Source organism: Stenotrophomonas sp. TWI377 (genome assembly GCF_039674525.1).
Lineage (GTDB): Bacteria > Pseudomonadota > Gammaproteobacteria > Xanthomonadales > Xanthomonadaceae > Stenotrophomonas.
Genome location: NZ_JBDJNT010000001.1, coordinates 567,638 through 592,508, shown reverse-complemented (window position 1 = coordinate 592,508; position 24,871 = coordinate 567,638). Strand labels below are relative to the sequence as shown.

Genomic DNA, 24,871 nt, shown 5'->3' with positions numbered 1-24,871 from the left:
GATGACCGCTCCATTCTGAACCTTGGAGTCTGCTCCAGAGTCAAGCCTTGCTGGAACGCCACTGGAAATTCAGTTGGCGTGAAATTTACAACTAGTTGCATGGTCGCCCTCCCGGGACGGCCGTAGCCTCAGGCCATCTTATGTATCGATCTGTTCTGCCAGCCCCACGTTGGCAGACACTGTCCCAGGAGAATGGCCATGGACGCACCCCGCAACACGTTGCAGCCGGACCGCCGGCCGGACACGCCAACCCTGATGGAAGTCGCCGTGGTCGAATTCCCCGGTAGCCTGCGTGCCGCCGCCCCGATCCTCTCCGAGCTGGCCCAGCGGTGCAACCGCACGGTAGCCGCCGGCCGCCGCACCGGCGCACGGATGCTGGTCACCCGCTGGACGATGTCCGCCCGCGGCATGCAGCGGGTTGCCGGGGTGGAACTGTTCGGCGATGCGCTGCCCGCGATCATCGTGGTGCCGGGCAGTGAATCCAGCTGGACCATGGCGCCGCCGGATGAGCGTCTGCTGGCCTGGCTGCAGGAATGCCACGATGGCTGCAGCCTGCTCGCCGGCTGCGACGAAGGCGGGCTGCTGCTGGCCGCCGCCGGCGTGCTGGCCGGGCGCTCGGTCAGCGTTCCCGATCCCGCGCGCTGCCCGGCGCTGCGCACGATGGTGCCCAGTTGGCTGCCCAGCGAACGCACCCTGGTCGATGATGGCGACCTGTTGACCTCCTCCGGCCAGGATGCCTGGAAGTACCTCAGCCTGCGCCTGCTGGCCCGGGTGTACGGGCAGAGCGTGATGAACACCGTCATCCAGCAGCTGCAGTTGGTGATCCCGCGCACCGAACTGCATGACCTGGAACGTTTCAGCCCGAATTTCGCCCACGGCGACCGCTGCATCCTCAAGGCACAGCGCTGGCTGCACGGCATCGCCGCACGCGGCGCGGGGCTGGACGACATCTGCGCACAGGCCGGCCTGGAGCCGCGGACCCTGCAGCGCCGGTTCCTCAAAGCGACCGGCATGCGTCCGATCGAGTACTGCCAACGCCTGCGCATCGCCAAGGCGCAGTTGCTGCTGCAGGCGGGCGGGCTGGTCGACCAGGTGGCGTGGGCGGTGGGCTACTCCGACCAGAGTGCGTTCCGGCGGCTGTTCCTGCGCATCGTCGGGCTGACGCCGACACGCTATCGGCGCCAGGTGGCCGCGCAGCAGCGTGAGCGTGCGGCGTCGCACCCGGGCACCCGGGCGGTCGAACCGCTCCGCTCGGCGGCCTGAATCGCGCAACACCGGCACGCTTGATCCATTGACGCCTTGCTGGGACCATGCCGGCGGGCCCGATGCAACAGCCGTCGCCGCGTGGCAGGTCCCGGGCGATCGCGGAGAGAAACAATGATCAGCAGTGTAGGCCCGGTACCGCTTGCGGTCGTGTGGGTGTTGGTGGGTCTCGGCATTGCGATGCTGGTGGCCAGTGTGGTGCGTGCTCCGGCAATCGAGGGCGCACCGCGTCCGCGATCGGTGGTGGTGGACATGCTGCTGCTGGGCCTGCTCGCCGGGCGGGCAGGTTTCGTGATCTGGCATGCGGGCGACTATGTGGCCGATCCCTGGTCGGTGCTGCGTGTCGGAGATGGCGGGTTCCTGCTGTGGCCGGCACTGCTGGTCGGGCTGGGGTGGGGCGGGTGGCGCCTGCGTCGCTGGCCCACCCTGCGCCGCCCCGTGGGTGCCGCTGCGCTGGCAGGCCTTGTCGGTTGGGCCGTGCTGTCCACGGGCGCCGGCTGGCTGCAGCAATCGCGGGTGTCATTGCCGGCGATCACGCTGACATCGCTGCAGGGCGCGCCCGTCGCGCTTGACGAGACCCGCGGCGAGCCCGTGGTGATCAACCTCTGGGCGAGCTGGTGCGGCCCGTGCCGCCGCGAAATGCCGGTACTGGCACGCGCGCAGCAGCGCCATCCTGATATCCGCTTCCTGTTCGTCAACCAGGGCGAGACGCGTGAGGAAGTGGATGCCTTCATGTCGGCCGAACACCTGTCGCTGCGCAATGTGCTGCTCGACGAAGAGGCGCGTGTTGCCGAACGGCTGCAGGTACATGCGTATCCGACTACCCTGTTCTTCGATGGGCAGGGCCGGCTGCGGCACCTGCACCTGGGCGAGCTGACAGCCGCCGGCCTGCAATCCAAGCTCGACGACCTGTAAGGGTCGCGGGTCGTTTGTTCCATGAATCCAGGAGTCTTCATGACGTTGAAATCCTCGCGCACGCTGATCACCGCGCTGTCCGCCGTGCTGCTGATCACACTGGCCGGCTGCAGCCAGGCGCAGACGCCGAAGGCCACGGCCGAGAAAGCCGGCGGTGAACGCCCGGCGGTGCTGAAGGGCATCGAGAAGCATGGGTTCGAAGTGATCGGCGAGTTCGACGCACCCGGCGGCCTGCGCGGTTTTGCCGGCGTGGTGGGTGGGCAACAACCAGCGGCGGCGTATGTGACGGCCGATGGGAAGAATGTCGTGGTGGGCAGTCTGTTCGATGCCAACGGTGAAGATGTGGGCGCCGCGCCGCTGGAGAAGCTGGTGGCCAAGCCGATGTCCGAGCGCTCGTGGAAGAAGCTCGAGGAGAGTGCGTGGGTGCGTGACGGCAAGGCTGACGCGCCGCGCGTCGTCTATACCTTCAGCGATGCGAACTGCCCGTACTGCCATCGGTTCTGGGAGGCCGCGCGGCCGTGGGTGGACGCGGGCAAGGTGCAGCTGCGCCACGTGATGGTCGGTGTGATCCGCGAAGACAGCCCCGCCAAGGCGGCCGCGATCCTCACCGCGCCCAACCCCAGCGCGGCGCTGCTGGAGAACGAGCGCCTGTTCGACAAGGGCGGCATCAAGCCGGCGGCATCGCTGACGGCGGAAGTCGCCAACAAGCTCGATGCCAATCAGGTGCTGATGATCGAGCTCGGTTTCCAGGGCACACCCGGCATTCTGTTCAAGGACGCCCAGGGAATGGTGCAGCGCCGTTCCGGCATGCCGCAGGGGGATGACATGACCGTGGTGCTCGGCCCGCGCTGAGCACTGGCGACCGTAGTGCCACAACGCGCCGGGCATTGCCCGGCGCGTTGCGTTTGGGCGGCCGGATATCCGCTGGGTAGTGGGGGGGGCGACGCGCTGTCGCGTTCGACTTGATCTGGATCAAGGCTGAAAACGCCTGCGTCGCTACGCTTCCCTGCATGCGCTATCTCCTGGATTTCCCCGCCTGCAGCGGACACCTGGCCACCCAGTCAGAAAACTGCCTGAGAACGTTCACGGCGCTCTCACTTTGCGATTGTTACTCAGAGCGCTGGCGGCCGCGCGTCAACGCGGCGGTCATCAGGGATGAGGGGATCCCGTGCGAGCGTACCCATGCAGGCGATGTGTCCGATGGCGTGACCGCCACCGAACCACGCGTCGGCAGAGGTCGCGCGCATTGCAGTGCCGGGCTGCGTGCTCACCACCTGCGACGTTGTGAACGTCAGCCGGTGTTGACCCGCGGGACTGTGTACGGTTCAAGGAGGACGTGATGCGCTTGGCTGTGTTGACGGTCGCATGCGTGGCAGCGTTGGCTGCGGCGCCGGTCCATGCGCAGGATTCGGCTGCCGCGTTGCGGCAGGACATCCAGACGCTCCGGCAGACGCTGGAACAGATGGAAGAGCGCCTGCAGGCCATCGAATCCGGCAAACCTCCGCCCACGTCACCGAGGGTCACGGCGGCACCTGCGCCGAGCACGAGCGTCCCCGCCGCACCTTCGCCAGCGCCCCTGACCGCCCAGGCACAGGTGCCCGGCATGGGGCAGGCCATCCTTCCGCAACGCGACTCCGTTGCTGATCCGTCCACCGCCGCATCCCGCCCGGACAGTGCCGCCGGCCCGACCGATCCCGAGCTGAAAGGCTTCTTCGCGATCCCCAACACCGATACGCTGATCCGCATCGGCGGCTACGCCAAGCTCGATGCGATCGCCGATTCACGGGCGGCCGGCGACCAGGAGCAGTTCATTACCTCCTCGATCCCGGTCGGCAGTGCGCACCGGGATGTCTCCAACTTCACCCTGCATGCCAAGCAGACCCGCTTCAGCTTTGAAGCGCGGCGGCCGACCACCCATGGCAACCTGCGCTTCTACCTGGAGAACGACTTCTTCGGCAGCAGCGACAGCTATCAGTTCCGCCTGCGCCATGCTTACGGACAGCTCGGCAATACCTACGCCGGCTATGGCTATTCGACCTTCATGGATGCCGACAGCCTGCCCGACACCCTGGATTTCGCCGGGCCAGGGGGGGCGGGCTACCTGCTGGTGGCCGGCATCCACCACAGCTTCGCGATGGGCAAGGGCAACACGCTGACCGTGGCTGCCGAAGATCCGGATACCCAGTTGAGCAACCCCGCCGAGGGGATCATGCCGGTCGATCAACTGCCGGATGTCACCGTTACCGCGCGCATGGAGCGCGACTGGGGCCATCTGCAGTTGGGCGCGGTCGCCCGCAGCCTGGGCTACGACGGCGATGCAGGCGACGGCCGTCGTTTCGCCGGCGGCCTGCAACTCAGTGGCTCGGCCGCGGTGGGCGAGCAGGACCTGCTGCTGTTCGGGATGCTCGGTGGCAAGGGCCTGGCCCGCTATACAGCCGACCTGACCGGTTCGGGCATGGATGCGGTGGTGACCGCAGACGGGCGCCTGCAGGCGTTGTCGCTGTACGGCGGTTTCGTCGGTTACACGCATTACTGGTCGCCGCTCTGGCGTTCCAACCTGATCTACGGCCAGCTCACCAGCGGGCGCAACGAGGCGCTGGCCGCCGATGCGTTCCGCCAGAGCCGCTATGGCGTCTTCAATCTGCTCTGGAGCCCGGCACCGTCGTGGACGATGGGCATGGAACTGCTCTACGGACAACTGGAACAGCAACGCGGGCAACGCGGCGACACGATGCGGCTGCAGGGCAGCCTGCAATACAACTTCATCAAGTAACTCCCACCGCCCGGCACGACCGGGTCCCTGCCTGGCAAAGGAGCAAACGTCATGGCACAAGCAAAGAAAATCGGGGTCGTCGGCGCCACCTTCCTGGTGGCCGGCAACATGATGGGGTCGGGGGTGTTCCTGCTGCCCTCCAGCCTGGCCAAGATCGGCACCGCCTCCATCTGGGGCTGGCTGATCACCACGGCCGGCGCGCTGCTGCTGGCGTTCGTGTTCGCCAAGCTCGGCAGGCTCGCGCCCAAGGCCGGTGGCCCGTATGCCTATGCACGCGATTGGTTCGGCCCCTACATGGGCTTCCAGACCAACACCATCTACTGGTTCGCCAACTGGATCGGCAACGTTGCCATTCCGATCGCGGCGGTCGGCTACTTCAGCTACTTCTTCCCGATCCTGTCCGAGCCGCTGCCGCGCTGCATCGCCGTGCTGGCGCTGGTGTGGGCGCTGAGCTTCGCCAACGTCATCGGCCCGTCGTTCGTCAGCAAGCTGCAGACGGTGACCACCAGCTTCGCCCTGGTACCGATCCTGGGCATCGCGATCTTCGGCTGGTTCTTCTTCGATCCGACCATTTTCAAGGGCGCCTACAACGTCTCCGGTGAATCCAACTTCGGCGCGATCTCCAGTGCGGCGGCGTTGACGCTATGGGCCTTCATCGGCGTGGAATCGGCGTCGGTGACCGCGGGTGTGGTCGAAAACCCCGAGAAGAACGTGGCCCGCGCGACGCTGGCCGGCGTGTTCCTGGCGGCGATCGCCTACATCGCCAGCTCCTCGGTGATCATGGGCATGGTGCCCAACGGCGACCTGCAGGTGTCCGATGCGCCGTTCGCACTGGCGGCGGCCAATGCGGTGGGCGGCTGGGGCGGGGCGCTGGTGAGCCTGTGTGCGTTCGTGGGTGCGGCCGGCTCGCTCGGCGGCTGGATCCTGCTGACCGCGCAGAGCGCCAAGGCCGCCTCCGATGACGGTCTGTTCCCCAGCATCTTCAGCAAGACCAACAAGGATGACGTGCCGGTAAAGGGCGTGCTGATCGTGGCGGTGCTGATGACCCTGGCGGTGCTGGTCACCTCCACCTCCAAGACCGCCTCGGCCCAGTTCGATGTGATCACCTCCGCGGCGGTCGTGCTGACGCTGCTGCCGTACATCTACTCCTGCGTGGCCTGCTATTTCGTGGTGGAGCGCTCGCACACGCTGGTCCATACCGGCGCGTTCTGGCTGCTGACCAGTGTCACCGTCGTGTACTGCCTGTGGGCGATCTTCGGCTCGGCCGGCAACATCGTGCAGTACGCCTTCCTGTTCGTGTTGTTCATCACGGTGTTCTATCCGTTCTTCAGCGAGGAGCGTCGCCGCCAGCGCGGCCAGCTGCCCGCGCTCGACGCCGCCGTCCGCACGACGCTTTCGTGATCTTCCCCCAGGAGAATCCCTGTGTACTTCAAGTCCCTTGATTACCCGATCATCGTCATCGACGATGACTACGAATCCCCGCGCATCGGCGGCATCCTGATCCGTGCACTGGTGGACGAGCTGCGCAAGAATGACCAGCGCGTGCTGTGCGGGCTGACCCTGGCCGATGCGCAGGCCGGTGCGCGCACCTATGTGGCGGCCTCGGCGGTGCTGATCTCCATCGATGGCACCGAGGAGAACCCGGAGCAGTTCCAGCGCCTGCTGGGCTTCCTGCGCGAGCAGACGGCCCGGCGCGCCAACCTGCCGGTCTTCCTGTACGGCGAACGGCGCACGATCGAGAAGGTGCCGAGCAAGCTGCTGAAGTTCGTGCACGGCTACATCTTCCTGTTTGAAGACACCAAGAGCTTCATCTCGCGCCAGGTGATGCGTGCGGCCGAAGACTACATGGCCAATCTGCTGCCACCGTTCTTCAAGGCCCTGATCCACCACACCGCCGAATCCAACTACTCCTGGCATACGCCCGGGCATGCCGGCGGCGTGGCGTTCACCAAGTCGCCAGTGGGACGTGCGTTCCACCAGTTCTACGGGGAGAACACGCTGCGCAGCGATCTGTCGATCTCGGTGCCGGAGCTGGGCTCGCTGCTGGACCATACCGGCCCGATCAAGGAGGCCGAGAACGAGGCGGCGCGCAACTTCGGCGCCGACCATACCTTCTTTGTCACCAACGGCACCTCCACCGCCAACAAGATCGTCTGGCACGGAACCGTGGGGCGGGGCGATGTGGTGTTCGTCGACCGCAACTGCCACAAATCCCTGCTGCATTCGCTGATCATGACCGGCGGCATCCCGGTGTACTTCACCCCCAGCCGCAACGCGCACGGCATCATCGGCCCGATCAGCCTGGATCAGTTCACCCCCGAATCGCTGCAGCAGGCCATTGCTGCCAACCCGCTGGCGAGCAAGGCCTACAAGGCCGGGTCCAAGCCGCGCATCGCGGTGGTGACCAACTCGACCTACGACGGGCTCTGCTACAACGCCGAGAAGATCGCCGAGGAGATCGGCAGCGCGGTGGACTTCCTGCATTTCGACGAAGCCTGGTACGCCTACGCCGCCTTCCATCCGTTCTACGAGAACCATTACGGCATGGCCAAGGGCAAGCCGCGTGAGCAGGATGCGATCATCTTCACCACGCACTCCACGCACAAGCTGCTGGCCGCGTTCTCGCAGGCCTCGATGATCCACGTGCGCAACGCGGCTTCCCGTGAGCTGGACGCCGAGCGCTTCAACGAAGCCTTCATGATGCACACCACCACCAGCCCGCATTACGGGGTGATCGCGGCCTGCGATGTGGCCTCCAAGATGATGGAGGGCGCGGCCGGCGAATCGCTGGTGCAGGAGATGCATGACGAAGCGATCGCCTTCCGCCGCGCGATGCTGCATGTGCGCGAGGACCTGGGCCGGGACGACTGGTGGTTCAGCGTCTGGCAGCCGGACAAGCTGGAGCGCTCGCTGGCCAAGGGCGACGCACCGGCCCCGATGGTGGCCAAGCGCAGCGAGTGGTACCTGCAGCCGGATGCGCACTGGCACGGCTTCGATGGCCTGGTCGACGACTACGTGCTGATCGATCCGATCAAGGTGACCCTGCTCACGCCCGGGCTGTCGATGGACGGCGAAATGGGCCAGCGCGGCATTCCGGCCGCGGTCCTGAGCAAGTTCCTGTGGACCCGCGGCATCACGGTGGAGAAGACCAATCTCTATTCGGTGCTGTTCCTGTTCTCGATGGGCATCACCAAGGGCAAGTGGAGCACCCTGGTCACCGAGCTGATGGCCTTCAAGGAGCTTTACGACTGCAACGCGCCGTTGACCCGCGCGCTGCCGCAGCTGGCCGCCGAGTTCCCGATCGCCTACGCCGGCTGGGGCCTGCGCGATCTGTGCGATGCGCTGCATGCCTTCAACGCCGAGTTCGGCGTGGCCCAGGTGATGCGCGCGATGTACGTGGATCTGCCCGAGCCGGTGATGACGCCGGCCGAGGCCTACGACCACCTCGTGCGCGGCCAGATCGAGCGGGTCGACATCGAGCAGATCAGCGGCCGTATTGCCGGGACCATGCTGGTGCCGTACCCGCCGGGCATTCCGACCATCATGCCGGGTGAGCGCTTCGGCACCAGCGATGAGCCGATCATCCAGTCGCTGCGGATCGCCCGCGAGCAGAACGCGCGTTTCCCGGGCTTCGAGTCGGATGTGCACGGGCTTATCATCGATACCGACGGCGATGCGCCGAGCTACAAGGTGGAGGTGCTGAAGGTCTGACGCCTGCGCGCAGGACCCTCGGCCAGCGATGGATACAGCACGCGAGCAGCGGGTCCTCACGTTTTCCATCGGGGTGACGATGGCGGTCAGCGCCATCGGCTTCGTCGGTGGCCTGCTGGTAGGCTCGCAGGCCATCCTGTTCGACGGCGTCTACAGCCTGGTGGATGTGGCGCTGACCCTGGTGGCATTGTCGGTGCTGCGGCTGGTGGCGCGGGAAGAAAGCCCGCGCTTCCAGTATGGGTACTGGCACCTGGAGCCGATGGTGGAGGCCCTTGGCGGGGCGATCCTGTCGCTGGCCTGCATCTATGCGTTGGCCAACTCGGTGATCGGGCTGACCACCGGGGGTCATGAGGTCAAGGCGGGGCCTGCGCTGCTGTGGGCCGCCGTCCTGTGCGTGAGCAACCTGGCCATGGCGGCGTTCGTGCGTACCCGTGCGATGCAGCTGCATTCGGCCCTGCTGTGGCTGGACGTACGCGCCTGGCTGCTCAGCGGGTTGATGAGCCTGGCCGTGGTGCTGGCCTTCGCGATCGCCTTGCTGCTGCGCGGTGGCGCGCATGCCCACTGGATTCCCTATCTGGATCCGCTGGTGCTGGCCGCGATCAGTGTCGCGGTGTTGCCGGTACCGCTGCGCAGCGCCTGGAAGGCCATGCGCGAAGTGCTGCAGGTGGCGCCGGATACGCTGGATGCGCGCGTGCAGGCGGTGATGAAGGACTTCGTCGTCGAGCACGGCTATCTGGATTTCACCAGCCACGTGGCCAAGATGGGCCGCATGCGCTTCGTCGAAATCCACATCCTGACCCACCCGGACACGGTCATCGGCACCATCGGGAACGTGGACCGGCTGCGTGATGAGATCGCCGAGCGACTGGATGCGCGCGGCAGTGAGTTCTGGCTGACGATTGATTTCACGGCCGATCCGGCCTGGACCTGAGGCGCGCAGGCGGAACCTTGATGTCTGCACCGCAGCATTCCAAGGCACTGCGTTGACCTCAACCGCAGTTGAGGCCGGACACTGCGCGCCCACCCCCTGAAGACGCCTGACCCATGTTGATCGATGCTCCTGTTTCGCCCGCCGGCCTGTTCGGCTTCATCAATCCGTCCGGCCTGTACGACCCGACCGGGAACGGCTATTCCCACGTGGCGGTGGTCCGGCTGCCGGCACGCGTGATCCACATCGCCGGGCAGGGCGGGGAAACCGCCGATGGCGCTCTGTCGCCGAGCTTCGAGGCGCAGGTTGCCCAGGCGCTGGACAACCTGAGCCTGGCGTTGGCCTCGGCCGGTGCAACCCTGGCCGACGTGGCCAAGCTGACCGTACTGGTGGTGGATCACGATCAGGATCGGCTCGGCATCCTGTCCGATCAGATCGGTCGCCGCTGGCCCTTGGGTCGTGCGCCGACCTGCACGCTGATCCCGGTGCCGCGCCTGGCGTTGGACGGCATGCTGTTCGAGATCGAGGCAACGGCTTACACCGCCTGAACACCTTGGGCGAACGCCCCACACATCAATATATGAAACATATATGATGCGTATATCAACATTCAGAGGGCTGCCCATGGGCATCGTCAACATCGACGACGAACTGCACGACAACCTGCGCCGCGCCAGCGGCGTCTCCGGCCGTTCGATCAATGCCCAGGCGGGCTTCTGGATCAAGATCGGCATGCTGTGCGAGATGAATCCCGGCTCGACCTACCAGGATATCGTCAACCGTGAGCTGCGGGCCGCGGGCGTCGAGCCTGGCGCGTTGCGGGTGGCCGAAGCATGATCAAGACCGCGGAAGAACAGGCACTGATGCGCGCATCGGGGCGCCTGCTGGCCCAGGTGTTCGAAGCCTTGGACCAGCTGCCGCTTGAGGGCATGAGCACGCTGCAGGTGAACGACTGGGTGGAACGTTTCATCATCGATGAACTGCACGCCCGTCCGGCGAGCAAAGGCCAGTATGGCTTCGCTTACGTGCTCAATTCCTCCATCGACAACGTGGTCTGCCATGGCGTGCCATCGTCGGATGACATCCTGCGCAGCGGCAGCATCGTCAATCTGGACATCACTCTGGAGAAAGGCGGCTACATCGCCGATTCCAGCAAGACCTATCTGATCGGCGAGGTGGACTACGCGGCCAAACGGTTGGTGCGGGTGACCCGCGAGGCGATGTGGAAGGGGATCGGGGTGGTGCGCCCGGGGGCGACGCTGGGTGACATCGGTTTCGCGATCCAGCAGCATGCCAAGGCGCACGGCTACAGCGTGGTGCGGGAGTTCTGCGGCCACGGCATCGGCCAGGAGATGCACGAAGAGCCGCAGGTGCTGCATTACGGCCGTCGCGGTGATGGGCTGGAACTGGAGGAAGGCATGACCTTCACCATCGAGCCGATGATCAACCAGGGTCGCGCGGCCATCGACATGAGCGACGACGGTTGGACCGTCACCACCCGTGATGGAAAGCTCTCGGCGCAGGCCGAGCACACGGTGCTGGTGACTGCCGATGGCGTTGAGGTCTTGACCCTGCGCACGGGCGAGCGTCTGCCCGACTGAACCGCCTCATTCGCTACGTGTGGCCACCAGCTTGAGAAACGCCTCGTTCTGATACCGGCTCATGCGCAGCTGCTGGCCGGTATCCATGGTCACCACGTGGTGGCCGTTGAACCACGGGTGGATCGCTTTGACCCGGCGCACATTGACGATCGCCGAGCGGTGCACGCGCGCGAAATGCCGCGGGTCCAGGCGGGCGGCGAGGGTGGCCATGGTCTCGCGAAGCTCGTGCACGCGGTCGACCAGGTGGATCTCGACCGTGTTGCGCGCGGCCTTGATCCAGACGATGTCATCCACCGCCACCAGCACCACATGCTCGTCCACGCGCACCGGGATGCGCTGGAGGTAGTCGTCCCGCTGCCGCAGTGCATCCAGCGCCTGCAGGATCTGCATCGAGGCCTGTGAGCCCACGCCGCTGGCCGCCGACAGCCGCGCCTTCGCCCGCTGCAGCGTGGCGGCAAAGCGCTCCCGGCTGAACGGTTTGACCAGGTAGTCCACGGCATTGGCTTCGAAGGCCTTTACCGCGTACTGCTCGTAGGCGGTGACGAACACCGTGGCCGGCATCCGCTCCGCGCCGATGGTGGCGACCACGTCCATGCCGGTGATCGCCGGCATCTGGATGTCCAGGCACACCAGGTCCGGCGACTGGTTGCGGATGGCATTGACCGCCGATACGCCATCGCCGCATTCGCCGAGGATCTCGACATCCGGATCATCGCGCAGCAACCGGATAACCGCATGCCGCGCGATCGGCTCATCATCCACCACGAGCACGGTGAGGCTCATGCCGGTGCACTGCCCGGGAAGAACTCGGGTGCATCCTCGGCGCTCTCCAGTTCCCGGAATGGCACGCGGATGCGGCACACCACCCCCTCCGGCCACATCATGTCCAGCCTCACCTCGGCCGCCTCGCCGTAGAGTTCCTTCAGGCGCAGACGGGTATTGGACATGCCGATCCCGTGCCCGGCCGCTGCGGTTGGCTCGGCCGTCAGCGTGCTGTTGCGATTGCGTACCTCGATGCACAGTGCGTCACCGTCGCGGCGGGCCTCGATCTCGATGGTGTCGCTGCCCAGGCGTTGGCCGATGCCATGACGCAGGGCATTTTCCACCAGCGGCTGCAGGATCAGGCTGGGCACCGCGCAGTCCAGCGTGTCCGGGGCGATATACGTGCGGGTGGTCAGCCGATCCTTGAAGCGGATGCGCTGGATGCCCAGGTACAGCTCGATCAGGTCCAGCTCCTGGCGCAGGCGGATCTCCTGGCCGTCATAGTCTTCCAGGAAGGCACGCAGCAGATCGCTCAGGCGCAGCAGCATGTCCTCGGCCGAGACCTTGTCCTCGTCGAGCAGGGTAATGATCGCGTGCAGGGTGTTGAACAGGAAATGCGGCTGCAGCTGGGATTTGAGCGAGAGCAACCGCGACTGCGCCAGTTCGGTGGCCAACTGGCTGGCTTCCAGTTCGCGCCGGGCTTTCTCAGCGTGGAAATGGATCGCCTGCTGGATGGCGAACAGCGTCCAGTAGGTCAGCAGTCCGATGGCGAAGTGCTGCTCCAGGAAGTAGCCCAGCTGCTGAAAGAAACCGCTGGGCTCGAACAGGGTGGAAACCATCGCACCCACGATCATCGCAATGAACGTCATGCACAGGCTGGCCACCACCTGGGCACCGAGCCCATGCAGGCGCCCGGCGCCGCGCACCGGGAAGCGTTCGGCGAGGCGGAAGACGGTGGGGGCCAGCGCGGCCCACGTGTACCACTGGATCAGCGACCAGCGCATGAGGTCCCAGAGGGGCCATCGACTGTTCGGCAGGCCGGCGTTGATCGAGGTCTGGAGCGCAAACACCAGGGCCACCGTCGTCCACAGGGCGATATAGCGGGACAGGCGGATCCGGGTGCTGCCGAGGCGGATGTACATGGTCGATTCCGGGCCAGGCATCTCTGGCGACGCTCATCTTAGGCAGGCGGGGGGAGCGCGGGAAGCGCCATGACGGCCCATTACGATTGGCCACGTCGTGGCGACGATTCGTCCCGGATCGGTTGGCGGATCCAGCCAGCAGGCGCGTGATGCGGGCGTCCATCACCGCCTGGAGCACCACCATGATCCTGATCCGACCCCTCCTGCTCGCCTCGTTGATGTGCGCCGGTACCGCCCACGGCGCAGAGGCGCGTTACCTGGGCCTGCTCAACCGGGCGCACGACAGCGTGGTGACTCTCGACGTCGCGCCTGCAGGCTCGGAAGCGTTCTCGCCCCGGTCGATCGATGTCCTGGCGGGTGGCGGCGGCAGCGCCATGGTCCGCCTGGCCGACGAAGGCTGCCGGTTCGATCTTCGTGTCGCGTTCCGCAACGGACGACGGGTGGTCTACCGCGATGTGGATGTCTGCAGGGGCGACACACTGGTCATCGCACCGCTGAAGAAGACACCCGGTGATCGTGCGGTCGCGCTGGAACCACGGACGCCAACGCGTGGCCGATAGCAGGGGTCGCGGCGAGTGCGGTCCGCCGTCCGCGCTTAAGGACCCGTAGGTGGCATGTGCTGCGCCACCAGCCTCGCGACCCAGTCGATGAATACCCGCAGCTTGGCGCTGACATGCCGGTTTGGCGGGAACGCGAGATAGAGCGGCATCGCATCGATGTGCCACCCAGGGAACAGCCGGACCAATTCACCGGCGGCTACATGCGGGGCGGCCATGTAGTCGGGAAGCCATAGCGCGCCCAGGCCCGCCACGCCTGCGGCGAGGTACGCGTTGCCATCATCGACCGCAAGCAGCTGGCGTCCCCTCACGGTGACCTGTTCGTCGCCACGTTGCAGGGTGTAGGGCAGTACCGTGCCACTGCGCGAGCGAAGGTAGCCGACCACGCGATGCGGGGCCTGCTCCAGGTCCTGCGGATGGGCGGGTAGGCCTGCCTGCTGCAGGTAGGCCGGCGAGGCGTGGATGGCCGCCGGCAGATCGCCGATATGGCGGGCGACCAGCGATTGATCCGTGATCTGTCCACCCCGGATCACGCAGTCCACATTCTCGTCGATCAGGTCGACGTGGCGATCGCTGACGCCCAGATCGAGCTGGATCTCCGGATAGCGGGCCAGGAAGTCGCGCAGCGCAGGGACCAGCACCAGCCGCGCAAACGGGGCAGGCACATCCACCCGCAGCCGCCCGCGCGGGGCTGACGCCGCACTGGACAGACTGGTTTCTGCATCATCGATATCGGCCAGCAGCCGGATCACGCGCGCGTAGTAGGCCGCCCCATCGGCAGTGACATTCACCTGCCGGGTGGTTCTGTTGAGCAGGCGCACCCGCAGCCGCGCTTCCAGCTGCTGCACCAGTTGGGTGACTGTGGTGCGGCTCATGTGCAGCGTCTGGGCCGCCTTGGTGAAGCTGCCCGTGTCCACCACCCGGGCGAAGGCCTGCATTGCATCGAACCGGTCCATCTGCCTTCCACGGGGAGGATGATTGTTTGGATTCTACAAACAATGTGGGACAGCAGGCCGCGTTTATCCGGTGCGCATGGCGGTCTACTGTGGCCCTTCATTCGTGATGGGCCGGTATCGGCCCAAGGCAGAGGTGGTTCATGGCAACACGTGACGTCGTTTTTCCGCCGGGCCGCCAGGCCCTGTACGAGCGCAACCGCTACTCGCCGGCAGTGCGGTCCAATGGCTTCCTGTTCGTGTCCGGCCAGGTCGGCAGCCGCGAAGATGGCTCGCCCGAACCTGAGCTGGAGGCGCAGGTGCGGCGTGCATTCGACAACCTCAGTGCGGTGCTCGGCGCGGCCGGCTGCACGTTCGATGATGTCGTGGACGTGACCGTGTTCCTGGTCAATCCCGAGCAGATATTCGAGCGGGTGTGGGCCGTCGTTCCGGAGTACTGGGGTGAGGCGCCGTATCCCACGCTCACCGGTATCGGCGTGACCTGGCTGTATGGATTCGACGTGGAGATCAAGGTGATCGCCAAGCTGCCGTAGCACGCCTTCACGCCGTGACGGCTGCACCTTGCCGATAGTGGGCCGTCATCCTGCTTCCTGTTGCGGACCCACATGCCCCTGATTCCCGAGCGCGTGCGGCGCTGGCCCCGGCCGTGGCGCGTGGCGTTGCTCTCGCTGCTGGCGCTGTATGCGCTGTACCTGCTGGCGGGCAATGTATTCCTCAATACGCCGCTGTTCGATGCGGTGACCAACCGCAAACCTGAAAAATTCACCATGCAGACCGGGCCGGCACTGACCCTGATGCCTGGGCAGGCCGTGGTCTGGAACATCCGCATGCGCGGCCAGGCCAATCGAACGCAGTATGTGTTCCGTGCCGACCGCGCGAGTGCCTGGATCGATCTGCCGGCACTGTTGCGCAGGGAAGTGCGCATTCCGCGCATTGATGCCACAGGGGTGGAAGCCGAGGTCGAGCGGGTCGAAAAGGCGATCCCACCGCCCCCGCGCGGTGACCGTGGCTGGACGCTGCGGTTCGATGCGATCCACAGCGACACCATCCGTAGCGGGCGCTTCGGCAAGCTGCTGATCGTGGGCCAGGGGCGCGGTAACGTCGGTTTCCTCAAGCAGCTCAAGGGCGGCCCGTCGGAGCTGTTCGATTCCACGGCGGGCTTCGATGATGCCCAGGTCAGCTTCGACGGTGTCAACGTGCTGGACGATGCCCAAATCGCCGCGCGCTTCCACTTCCCGCGGCACTATCGTGATGACGCGCCGGGGTTGCAGAAACTCGGCATCACCTGGGCGCAGCTGCAGATCGATGCGCGCAGCCAGGGCCTGCGCATCGATACCGGCGGCCCACATGTCAAGGTGGGTAGTGCGGTCTCCAATGCACGCCTCACCGCGGACGTAACGCTGGAAGAGGGCGCCCTGCGACCGGGCAGCCGGCTGGTCTGGCGGCTTCCCCTGCACGCGGGCGTGAACGCCGATGACCGCGGCCTGCTGTCCCTGCAATTGGACGTGGCGCAGGACATGCGTGTCCAGGCCCGGCTCCCGCGTGACCCGGAAACGGGTAGCGAACTCAATGCCGATCTGCGCGTGACCGGCCGGAAGATTCCGTTCCAGGCGCCGGCCGAGCTGCTTCCGCGGCTGTCTGGCAAGGTGCAGGGCGCCTGGCAGTTCCAGTCGCTCAACTGGATCAGCGATCTGTTCGTGAAGAAACCCTGGTTCCACCTCGACGGCGGTGGGCTGCTCAAGGCAGACGTCATCATCGCCGACGGTCAACTGGCGCCGGGCAGTACGGTGGATATCCCGCAGGTGGCCGCCGTAGCCGAGGTTGCAGGGGTCCGGATGCGCGGCGACGCCCACGCACAGGGTCGGATCGTGGAGGGCGAACCACCGCAGGCCGAGCTGAAGGTACAGATCCCGCGCTTCCAGGCTGCGCCAACCAACGCGCCGAAGGCGGTGTTGTTCGATGGCCGCCAACTGGCGCTGACCCTGCGCGGGGATGCGCGGTTGAAGCAGTTGAGCGACGGCATGCGCGCCCAGCTGCGCTTCACCGATGCGCGGGTGCCCGACCTCACCGCCTACAACCGTTATCTGGGCAACGACAACGTGCGCCTGCTCGGCGGTACCGGTCTGCTCAGCGGTGATGTGTCGCTGGATGCCTCCGGTCGGGTAGGCAAGGGCAGTGCCGATCTTCGTGGCACCGGCGCCCGGCTCAGTGTGGCCGGCATCGCGATGCGCGGCGATGCGCAGCTGCAGGCGCGTCTGCAGCGTGCGGATTTCGACAGCCGCCAGTTTGATCTCGGTGGCACCACGGTGGACCTGCGCAACATCCACGTAGGTGATGAAAAGAGTGACGGGCGTTGGTGGGGCAAGGTGGCGATCCGCAGTGGCCACATCGATGCGGCCGCGCCGTTCCAGGTGGATGGCCTGGCCGACCTGCGCCTGCGCGATGCCGGGCCGTTGCTCGGCGTGTTCGCCCAGCGCAGCGAATACCCGCGCTGGGTGCTCGGGATGCTGGATTCCGGAGAGGTGCAGGCCAGTGGGCAGCTGCGCTGGCGAAGTGGCGAGCTGATCGTGGAGGATCTGCAGGCCGAGAACGAGCGACTGTCCCTGCAGGCGCGGCTGGATCTGAGTCATGGCAAGCGCCGTGGCGATCTCTACCTGCGCTGGGGCGTGCTGGGGGCCGGCATCGAGCTGCAGGGCGAGCAGCGCAAGTGGCACCTTGCCGGGGCCCGCGACTGGTATGCGGAGCAGCCGCGGCTGCTGCCGGCCAAGCCCGCCGCAACGAAGCCGGGTGACGGCACGCGCTGACCGGACGCATCTGTTCCCCCCTGGCCGGGCGTGGCTTGGTATCCTCGCCGCGCCCACTGTCTGGTGACAGCGTGCCTTTTCGCCGTCATCGACCCGTCATCCCATGAGCAACAGCACCCACCGCGTCCAAGGCCTCAACAACGATGAGGTGGCCGCCGACTGGCCCGCCATCACCGACCGCGAGATCACCTGGCTCAGTGAGCGCTTCGCGCCGCTGGCGGGCGCGTGCCGGCTGCTGTGGCACAGCCCGCGACCGATGTCCGCCGCGGCCATTGTCGAGAGCGACACGGGCCGGGTGTTCGTCAAGCGCCACCATGGCAGCGTCCGCACCGCGGCTGGCCTGGGCGAAGAGCATCGTTTCATCCGGCACCTGGCCGATCACGGCGTGCCCGTCGTCGAGGTACTGCGTGACCGCGATGGCGCCACTGCGGTGGAGCACGAAGGGTGGACCTACGAACTGCATGGCGTGGGCCATGGCCAGGATCTGTATCGCGATGCGCCCTCCTGGACGCTGTTGACCGATACCGCGCAGGCGCACGAAGCGGGGCGGATGCTGGCCAGACTGCATCTGGCATCGGCCAGCTACCACGCGCCCCAGCGCAGCACTCATCTGCTGGTTGCCCGCGATGACCTGATCCGTGCCGCTGATCCCATCGCCGCCCTGCAGGCCGGGCTGGACGATCGCCCCGGGTTGGCGGCCTATCTTGCGCGGCAGGACTGGCAGGCCGATCTGCAGCGGGCGGTGCTGCCATGGCATGACGGCCTGGCCGAGCGGCTGCAGGCCGAACCGCGCCTGTGGGCGCACAACGACTGGCACGTGTCCAATCTGCTATGGCGGCTGGACGGCAGGTCCACCGTGGTCGATACCGTGCTCGATCTTGGGTTGGCCTCACCGACCAGTGCCTTGTTCGATCTGGCCACCGCCATCGAACGCAACGCGATTGCCTGGCTGGCGCTGGAAAGCGGCGAGGCGGCGGTGCGCGTGGATATCGCGCTGGCGCTGCTGGCCGGCTACCGCGCGATCGTGCCGCTGTCTGCCGAGCGCGTCCACCTGCTGGCCGATCTGCTGCCGATCGTGCAGCTGGATTTCGCACTCTCTGAAGTCGAGTACTTCGAGGCCGTGACCCACTCGCCGGCCAATGCCGACGTGGCCTACCACACCTTCCTGCTGGGGCATGCTGACTGGTTCAGCAGCCTGGCAGGGCAGGGCCTGCTGAAGGCGCTGCACGCCGCCGCCTGAGCGCAGGCTCGCAAATCCGTACGGTTTGTAGTGAAATAGTCACAGAAGCGGGGGTGCCTGGCGAAACCAGGCTGAGAGAGTCCCTTGGAACCTGATCCGGTTTGCACCGGCGTAGGGAGCTTTGAGCAGCAGGCATACCGCCGTGATGGGTCGGTGCGCGTGCTCGCCTTCGCTTCGTCTCCCCCAGCTGATGACGAATCGAATGAACCGTTGCTTCCGCCCCACGCTGTTGTCCGCCGCCCTCTGTGCCGCGCTGCCTCTTCATGCCAACGATCTCGCGGACGCGCCCGAGCGCTCGCCGACCGAGCTTGCCGCCGTGCGCGTGCAGGCGCATCAGCCGGCGTCCACCGCCACGCAGACCAGCAGTTTCGGCGCGGGTGACTGGAAGAGCACGCCTGCATCGGTGAACGTGCTGGATCGTGACCTGCTGGACAGCCGCCAGGTGCGCACGCTGTCCGAGCTGGCCAGCAACGATGCCTCGCTGGGCGACAGCTATGCACCGGTCGGTTACTACCAGAACATCGCGATCCGCGGTTTCCCGCTGGATACCGGCACCGGGTATCGCTTCAATGGCTTGGCCATCACCGGCGAGCAACGCCTGGCGCTGGAGAACATCCAGTCGGTGGAGATCCTCAAGGGCGAAGCCGGCCTCGCCGCGGGCGTCATGGCGCCGGGTGGGATCATCAATTACCTGGGCAAGCGCCCGGCCGAGGTCCGCAACGTCACCCTCGGCACCGATTCGGAAGGCTCGCGCTATACCGCGGTGGATCTCGGCCATTGGCTGTCGCCGCGCTTCGGCGTGCGCTTCAATGCTGCCTGGGAAGACAGCGATTCCTATATCGACCATGCCGACGGCCGCCGCAACTTCTACTCACTGGCCACCGACTGGCTGATCGGCGAACGCGGCAAGCTGGAAGTGGATGCCAACTACCAGACCAGCGCGCAGCGCTCGGCCTCGGGCTATCAGCTGCTGGGCGCCACCGGGCTGCCGCGCGGCGTGGACCGCAAGCACCTGCTGGGGTACCAGACCTGGCAGCGGCCGGTCGGCATCGACAGCACCAACCTGACCGCGCTGCATACCTACGATTTCAGCCCGAGCTGGCAGTCGCGGGTGTCGGCCAGCTACAGCCGCTCGGTGATCGACGACAACGTCGCCTTCGCCTACGGCTGCTACTACGCCGCCGGATGCGCCGATGGCAGCGTGCCGGGCAACTACTTCGCGCCCAACGGCGATTACGACATCTACGATTACCGCAGCCCGGACGATACCCGCCGCAACCTGGAATTCCGTGGCGAGCTGCGCGGCAGTTTCGCGACCGGCGATATCCGGCACGAGTTGAGCGTGGGTGCGGACCGTTTCGAGCGCACCGTGGACAAGCGCCGCAACGTCAACGAATACGTGGGCACTGCCAACATCCACGATGCACAGGTGCCGCAGTTCGACCCGTCGCCGCTGATGCCGGGCCCGTCCGCGCGGCGTCTGGACAGCGCGCAGACGGCGGTCTTCGCACTGGACCGGATGAGCTTCGGCGATTGGCAGTGGCTGGCCGGTGGGCGTTTCGTGCGCCTGGACGAGCGTGCCTACGACAAGCGTGGCAACCCGGAGCGGCACAGCCGCCTGTCGCGCTTCCTGCCGCAGACCGCGCTGGTCTGGAAGGCGACCGACGAGGTCAACGCCTATGTCAGCTACGTGCGGGGCATTTCGCTCGGCCAGGAAGCGCCGTTCTGGACCTCCAACGAAGGCACGTTCCTGCCTGCGGTGCTGTCGCGCCAGACCGAAGTGGGCGTCAAGTATGTGACCAGCGATGCGCTGACGTTGGGTGCCGCTCTGTTCCGCACTTCGCAGCCGTTCCAGTACGCCAAGCCGGACGGCAGCGATGCCGGCTACACCTTCGTCGAGGAAGGGCAGCAGACCCATACCGGGCTGGAGCTCACCGCACAGGGCCAGCTCACCGAGCGCCTGTCGCTGACCGCCAGTGCGAGCGTCCTGCGTGCCCGTGCACGCGATGCCGGCACGCCGGATTACGAAGGCCACCAGCTGATCAACGTGCCCAAGACGCGCGCGACCGTGCATGCGGAATACCAGCTGCCGTTCGTGATCGGCCTGGGGCTGACCGGTGGTTGGCGTTACGCGGCCTCCAACGTGGCCACTGCCGATGGTCGCGTGAGCGCACCGGCCTACAGCGTGTTCGACGCGGGCCTGCGCTTCAAACATCAGCTGGGCGAGCATCCGGTGACCTGGAACCTCTCGGTGGACAACCTGTTCAACCGCTTCTACTGGCGCGATACCGGCAGCAGCTCGGGTGACTACTACCTGTTCCCGGGCGCGCCGCGTCAGGCCCGTTTGTCGGTGACGTTCGCGCTATGAACCCGGCGATCCTGGAATGGTCGGCGGCCGGCGTCAGCATGCTCGGCGTGTGGCTGATGACGCGCCGGGTGCCCCTTGCCTGGCCGGTCGGTCTGATCTCGGTGGCCCTGTACGCGCTGGTGTTCGCCGAGGCCCGGCTCTACTCGGACACGCTGCTGCAGATCGTGTTCGGCGGCTTCCTGGTCTACGGCTGGGTGCGCTGGCGTGGCCAGGTCGAGGACGATGGGCGGGTCGCAATCGTGCCGCTGGCGCGGGTGGCCATGTGGCGTGACCTCGGCATCGGCGTCGCCTTCGGGATTGCGCTCGGCGCGGCGATGCACTTCCTCACCAATGCAGCGTTGCCGTGGCTGGATGCAATGCTGGCTGCGCTGAGTCTGGTCGCCCAGTGGTGGCAGGCGCGACGTCACACGGCCGCATGGTGGCTGTGGATCCTGGTCGACGTGGTCTACGTCGGCATGTACATGGTCAAGTCACTGCACGTGACCGCGGTGCTGTATCTGGTGTTCGTCGGCCTGGCCGTGATGGGGTTGCGGGCATGGACGGTGGCGCGCAACGACGCGCTGCTTCACAACGTAGAAGGGCGGCGCGGTTAAGTCCGCGCCGCCCGTCGTTACGTCAGGTCTGCACTCGACCCGGCGCGGTCAGAACCGCGCCGTGGCACCCACGAAGAAGGTGCGTGCACCGCCGTCGTAGTTGTTGCCTTCCTCGATGGTGGAGACATCGCCGAGGTTGAGCACGCCCGCGCGCACCGTCAGGTGCTCGTTGACGTCGTAGCCGGTGACCAGGTCCCAGGTGGTATACGCCTTGGCGAACGTGGCGCTGGTGGAGGACACCAGCTGTTCGCCGATGTGCTGCGCGCTCAGGTTGAGCGACCATTCATCGGTGACCTGCCAGTCCAGCGAGGTATTGGCGGTCAGCTTGGGCACCACCAGCAGGCTGGCGCCGGTGGTGCGGTTCTTCGATTCCAGCATGCGCGTGGCGTTGGTGATCCAGTTCAGTCGCTCATGCAGGGGCACGGTGACGCTGGCTTCGACGCCGCGGGTGCGGGCCTTCTGGATGTTCTGCGCGACCGTCCACCAGAAACCGTTGACGAAGCTGGTCGTCTGGCCGGGGATGTCACGCAGCGGGACCTGCTGGATCTTGTCATCGAAGTCGGTCAGGAAGTAGGTGGCCGAGGCCGACCAGCCGTTCTTGTCGTAGCCGACGCCCAGCTCGTAGTTGGTGCTGGTTTCCGGCTCCAGGTTCGGATTGCCGGCCATGTAGCAGCCGGTGGTCCCGTCGGCGCTGATCGAGCGGTTGGTCCAGCCTTCCACGGTCAACGCGGTGCAGCCGTTGCCACCGGACTGGGTCGCCGCGCCGGCGGTGCCCTGCTTCAGGGTGGGCGCGCGGAAGCCCTGCGAGACACCGCCGCGCACAGTCCAGTCATCGGACGGGTGCCAGACGCCGTAGACGCGCGGGCTCAGGTTGTCGTCGTAATTGTCGGTGTTGTCCCAGCGCAGGCCCACGGTGAGGATGAAGCGCTCGTGCAGCGTGATGTGGTCTTCGGCGAACAGCGCCCAGGAGTCGGCCTCACTGACCGGGCTGATCCGCCCGGTACCGGTCCAGGTGACCGGCACGGTGCCGATGGTGTCGCCGTTTTTCAGCTCTTCGCGCTTCCACTGGCCACCCACATTCAAGCTCTGCTCGACGCCCCAATGGAAGCTGCGGGTGAACGCGGTATCGAACACCGTCTCCTTGGAATGGTTGCCGACGGCGCTGCCCTTGTCTTCGTAATCGTTCTGTACCAGCGTCGTCTTGGACGTGGCGGCGTCGCCGTAGCGACCATCGTGCATGACCACGTAGCCGGTCTGCACCAGCTTGGACAGACCCCACGCACCGACCGCGCCCGCACCGCTGTTGCGCTGCTCGCCACGCGAGGCTTCAACGCCCACGGTGTGGTCATCGTTGACGCGCCAGTTGAGCAGGGCGTTGGCGTTCTCGGCCTTGTTGCCGGGCGTCTCCCGGCGGCCGGTATCCGATTCGCGGTTGGTGACATTGGCACCGACGCGCAGGCCCAGGTTCTCGGTCAGCGGACCACTGAACAGCGCGCCCATCTGGGTGGTATCGCCGCGGGTCGGGGAATCGGGCTTGCTGTAGTTGAGCGTGACCGAGCCGCCCCATTCGCTGGCGATCTTGCGGGTGATGATGTTGATCACCCCGCCCATCGCATCCGAGCCGTACAACGAGGACATCGGCCCGCGGACCACCTCGATGCGCTCGATCATGTCCGGCGAGAGCCAGTTCAGGTCCTGCGGACCCAGGTCATCGCGGTAGTTCACGCCGGAGGAATTGCCCTGGCGGCGGCCGTCGATGAGGATCAGGGTGTACTGCTCGGGCAGGCCGCGCAGGCGGATCTTGGACTGCGCACCCGACAGTGCATACCCGCCGGTCACGCCGGGCACGGTGCTCAGCAGCTGGCCGATGCTGCTGACCGGCTTGCGTTCGATCTCCTCGCGGGTGATCACGCTGATGCTGGCCGGGGCGTCCTTGATCCACTGCTGGGCGCCGGTGGCGGTGACCACCACGGTATCCATCTGGCGGGGTGAGGCGGCGGCATCCGCAGCGGCGTCGGCATGCGCCTGGGCGGTCAGTACCAGACCAATGGCGACGGCGAGGGTGGCGCCGGAACGACGGGAAGAAGGGGAGGGGTGCGACATCGCGAAAGTACTCCGTGGCTATGGGAGCCCGCTGGCGATGGCTGGGGACGTCCGTGTGGGGGTTTCAAGTAATCTTAACAATCGTATCACGAACCATTCGCATTTGAAATGTAGCGATACACAGCGATATCGACGGCTGCCGTTATCGCTGTGCGGGGTCGATCACGAGAAACCCTTCACAGCCGCGCGGCTCACTCCACAACACTCAACTGCCGGGTAAGGCTGGGCCGCAATGCCAGCTTGTGGGTGATGCTGGTGATGGTCCGGCGCGGGTCGGTCGGGTGCGGCCGGGAGGTGGTGCTGCTTCTTCCCTGGCGCCACAGCCCGAACATCACGATCTCCGCGCCCACCGGGTAGGCCTTCAGCCACGCCGCATCGGTGTGCCCGACGCTGACTTCGTAGAAATCCCGGCGGTCGGTCACGCCGGTCTGCTGATACTTCGGGGCACAGTTGAGGAAGGTAACGCCATGGGGGTCACCGGGCTGCGGCATGCGATGTGAGCGCACCGTCCCGAGCAGGGCCAGCGGCAGCTCGCTGGATGCCGAGCCAAGCCGTTCCCATGCTTCGTCATAGCGGTCCTGGCCGTAAAGGAAATTCGCCCAGTCGACCCGCTTCTTGCCCAGGCGCAGGGTCAGGTGCGCGGTCAGCAGCGTGTCGTCCTCGCACATCGCCTGCAGGATCAGCAGGTCGGTGAGGGTGCGCAGGTAACCGTCGAGTGGCGCGTCTGCCGGGAGAAGGGTCGGCCCGGCGCTGCCCCGCTTCAGGGCCTGCTGGAGGATCAACAAACGCAGCTCATGCCGGCCATCGCCCAGCGCAGGCAGGAACTCGGGATCGGTTCCGCTGGCGAGCAGGGTCTGCAGATGTGAGGGAGCGTTGTAACGGCACCCTGGCAGATGCTCAGCGCCCTTGTTCAACGCGATGTACGCAGGAACCGCGGCGGGAAGAGCACCGTCGGCACCGCTTCTGTCGTGCGCCGGGACGAATCGGACCGGCACGCTGCAGCCATCGCAGAGCAACGTGGGCAGGGTCTGCTGCGCGTCATGACGTTTCTGCAGGTCGGCCAACCGGTGCAGGGTGCCGTGCGTTCCCACGGCCTTGCGCATCTTGATTCCGCGACTCATCTGCAACCACTGCTTCGTTCAATGGCGACCATGATAG

21 protein-coding genes and 1 riboswitch are annotated in these 24,871 nt (G+C 66.3%); of the genes, 16 read left to right on the top strand and 5 right to left on the bottom strand.

Annotated elements, in window-relative coordinates; all coding sequences use genetic code 11:
* The first annotated feature begins 198 nt into the window (after nucleotides 1-198).
* The 10 genes from ABE546_RS02490 to map all read left to right on the top strand — a co-directional run bounded on the left by ABE546_RS02490 (nucleotide 199) and on the right by map (nucleotide 11,191).
* Nucleotides 199-1,263, top strand: a complete 1,065-nt coding sequence (locus tag ABE546_RS02490; RefSeq protein WP_313218656.1) for a helix-turn-helix domain-containing protein — start codon at nucleotides 199-201, stop codon at nucleotides 1,261-1,263.
* A 114-nt stretch (nucleotides 1,264-1,377) separates the two neighbouring features.
* On the top strand, nucleotides 1,378-2,178 hold the full coding sequence (locus ABE546_RS02485) for a TlpA disulfide reductase family protein (RefSeq protein ID WP_313211158.1): 801 nt from the start codon (nucleotides 1,378-1,380) through the stop codon (nucleotides 2,176-2,178).
* 39 nt (nucleotides 2,179-2,217) lie between these two features.
* The gene (gene dsbG, locus ABE546_RS02480; RefSeq protein ID WP_313211159.1) at nucleotides 2,218-3,030 is read left to right on the top strand and encodes a thiol:disulfide interchange protein DsbG; all 813 of its coding nucleotides are present in this window, start codon (nucleotides 2,218-2,220) and stop codon (nucleotides 3,028-3,030) included.
* Between the two features lie 487 nt (nucleotides 3,031-3,517).
* Nucleotides 3,518-4,951, top strand: coding sequence for a DcaP family trimeric outer membrane transporter (locus tag ABE546_RS02475; protein ID WP_313211160.1), 1,434 nt, complete (start codon nucleotides 3,518-3,520; stop codon nucleotides 4,949-4,951).
* A gap of 51 nt (nucleotides 4,952-5,002) precedes the next feature.
* Nucleotides 5,003-6,352 (top strand): arginine/agmatine antiporter, encoded by a 1,350-nt coding sequence (adiC, locus tag ABE546_RS02470; RefSeq protein ID WP_121037144.1) that lies wholly within the window; start codon nucleotides 5,003-5,005, stop codon nucleotides 6,350-6,352.
* A 21-nt stretch (nucleotides 6,353-6,373) separates the two neighbouring features.
* Entirely contained in the window at nucleotides 6,374-8,662 is a 2,289-nt protein-coding gene (locus ABE546_RS02465) for an Orn/Lys/Arg decarboxylase N-terminal domain-containing protein (protein ID WP_346462606.1), read from the top strand.
* Between the two features lie 28 nt (nucleotides 8,663-8,690).
* On the top strand, nucleotides 8,691-9,593 hold the full coding sequence (locus ABE546_RS02460) for a cation diffusion facilitator family transporter (protein ID WP_313211162.1): 903 nt from the start codon (nucleotides 8,691-8,693) through the stop codon (nucleotides 9,591-9,593).
* Between the two features lie 113 nt (nucleotides 9,594-9,706).
* Nucleotides 9,707-10,138: a RidA family protein gene (locus ABE546_RS02455; protein WP_346462604.1), complete on the top strand. Its 432-nt coding sequence runs from the start codon at nucleotides 9,707-9,709 to the stop codon at nucleotides 10,136-10,138.
* 76 nt (nucleotides 10,139-10,214) lie between these two features.
* Entirely contained in the window at nucleotides 10,215-10,427 is a 213-nt protein-coding gene (locus tag ABE546_RS02450; protein ID WP_346462602.1) for a ParD-like family protein, read from the top strand.
* Nucleotides 10,424-11,191, top strand: coding sequence for a type I methionyl aminopeptidase (gene map / locus ABE546_RS02445; RefSeq protein ID WP_313211165.1), 768 nt, complete (start codon nucleotides 10,424-10,426; stop codon nucleotides 11,189-11,191). Before ABE546_RS02450 ends, map begins: the two co-directional genes overlap by 4 nt.
* Before the next feature lie 6 nt (nucleotides 11,192-11,197).
* Here the strand turns inward: map and ABE546_RS02440 are convergent, their stop codons facing one another.
* The gene (locus ABE546_RS02440) at nucleotides 11,198-11,974 is read right to left on the bottom strand and encodes a response regulator (protein WP_346462600.1); all 777 of its coding nucleotides are present in this window, start codon (nucleotides 11,972-11,974) and stop codon (nucleotides 11,198-11,200) included.
* A complete protein-coding gene (locus ABE546_RS02435) occupies nucleotides 11,971-13,095 on the bottom strand; it encodes a histidine kinase (protein WP_346462598.1) in 1,125 nt (374 codons plus the stop codon). Before ABE546_RS02435 ends, ABE546_RS02440 begins: the two co-directional genes overlap by 4 nt.
* Before the next feature lie 182 nt (nucleotides 13,096-13,277).
* Here ABE546_RS02435 and ABE546_RS02430 point away from each other — a divergent pair, with 182 nt between their 5' ends.
* Nucleotides 13,278-13,655, top strand: coding sequence for a hypothetical protein (locus ABE546_RS02430; RefSeq protein ID WP_313211168.1), 378 nt, complete (start codon nucleotides 13,278-13,280; stop codon nucleotides 13,653-13,655).
* Between the two features lie 35 nt (nucleotides 13,656-13,690).
* Here ABE546_RS02430 and ABE546_RS02425 read toward each other — a convergent pair whose 3' ends face one another.
* On the bottom strand, nucleotides 13,691-14,608 hold the full coding sequence (locus ABE546_RS02425) for a LysR family transcriptional regulator (RefSeq protein WP_346462596.1): 918 nt from the start codon (nucleotides 14,606-14,608) through the stop codon (nucleotides 13,691-13,693).
* A 140-nt stretch (nucleotides 14,609-14,748) separates the two neighbouring features.
* On the opposite strand from ABE546_RS02425, the gene ABE546_RS02420 reads away from it, so the two are divergent.
* From ABE546_RS02420 to pnuC, 5 genes are all read left to right on the top strand, one after another.
* Nucleotides 14,749-15,138, top strand: coding sequence for a RidA family protein (locus ABE546_RS02420; protein WP_313211170.1), 390 nt, complete (start codon nucleotides 14,749-14,751; stop codon nucleotides 15,136-15,138).
* A gap of 72 nt (nucleotides 15,139-15,210) precedes the next feature.
* Nucleotides 15,211-17,409 carry a hypothetical protein gene (locus ABE546_RS02415; protein ID WP_346462595.1) on the top strand — a complete coding sequence of 733 codons (2,199 nt, stop codon included), beginning with the start codon at nucleotides 15,211-15,213 and terminating at the stop codon, nucleotides 17,407-17,409.
* 103 nt (nucleotides 17,410-17,512) lie between these two features.
* Entirely contained in the window at nucleotides 17,513-18,649 is a 1,137-nt protein-coding gene (locus ABE546_RS02410; protein ID WP_346462594.1) for a phosphotransferase, read from the top strand.
* Between the two features lie 39 nt (nucleotides 18,650-18,688).
* A riboswitch (TPP riboswitch) is annotated at nucleotides 18,689-18,784 on the top strand.
* 67 nt (nucleotides 18,785-18,851) lie between these two features.
* Nucleotides 18,852-21,017 carry a TonB-dependent siderophore receptor gene (locus ABE546_RS02405; RefSeq protein WP_346462593.1) on the top strand — a complete coding sequence of 722 codons (2,166 nt, stop codon included), beginning with the start codon at nucleotides 18,852-18,854 and terminating at the stop codon, nucleotides 21,015-21,017.
* Nucleotides 21,014-21,610 (top strand): nicotinamide riboside transporter PnuC, encoded by a 597-nt coding sequence (pnuC, locus tag ABE546_RS02400; protein ID WP_313211174.1) that lies wholly within the window; start codon nucleotides 21,014-21,016, stop codon nucleotides 21,608-21,610. Before ABE546_RS02405 ends, pnuC begins: the two co-directional genes overlap by 4 nt.
* Nucleotides 21,611-21,658: 48 nt before the next feature.
* Here pnuC and ABE546_RS02395 read toward each other — a convergent pair whose 3' ends face one another.
* Nucleotides 21,659-23,713 (bottom strand): TonB-dependent receptor, encoded by a 2,055-nt coding sequence (locus tag ABE546_RS02395; protein WP_346462592.1) that lies wholly within the window; start codon nucleotides 23,711-23,713, stop codon nucleotides 21,659-21,661.
* Nucleotides 23,714-23,904: 191 nt separating this feature from the next.
* Nucleotides 23,905-24,834 (bottom strand): hypothetical protein, encoded by a 930-nt coding sequence (locus tag ABE546_RS02390; protein ID WP_346462590.1) that lies wholly within the window; start codon nucleotides 24,832-24,834, stop codon nucleotides 23,905-23,907.
* Between the last annotated feature and the right edge of the window lie 37 nt (nucleotides 24,835-24,871).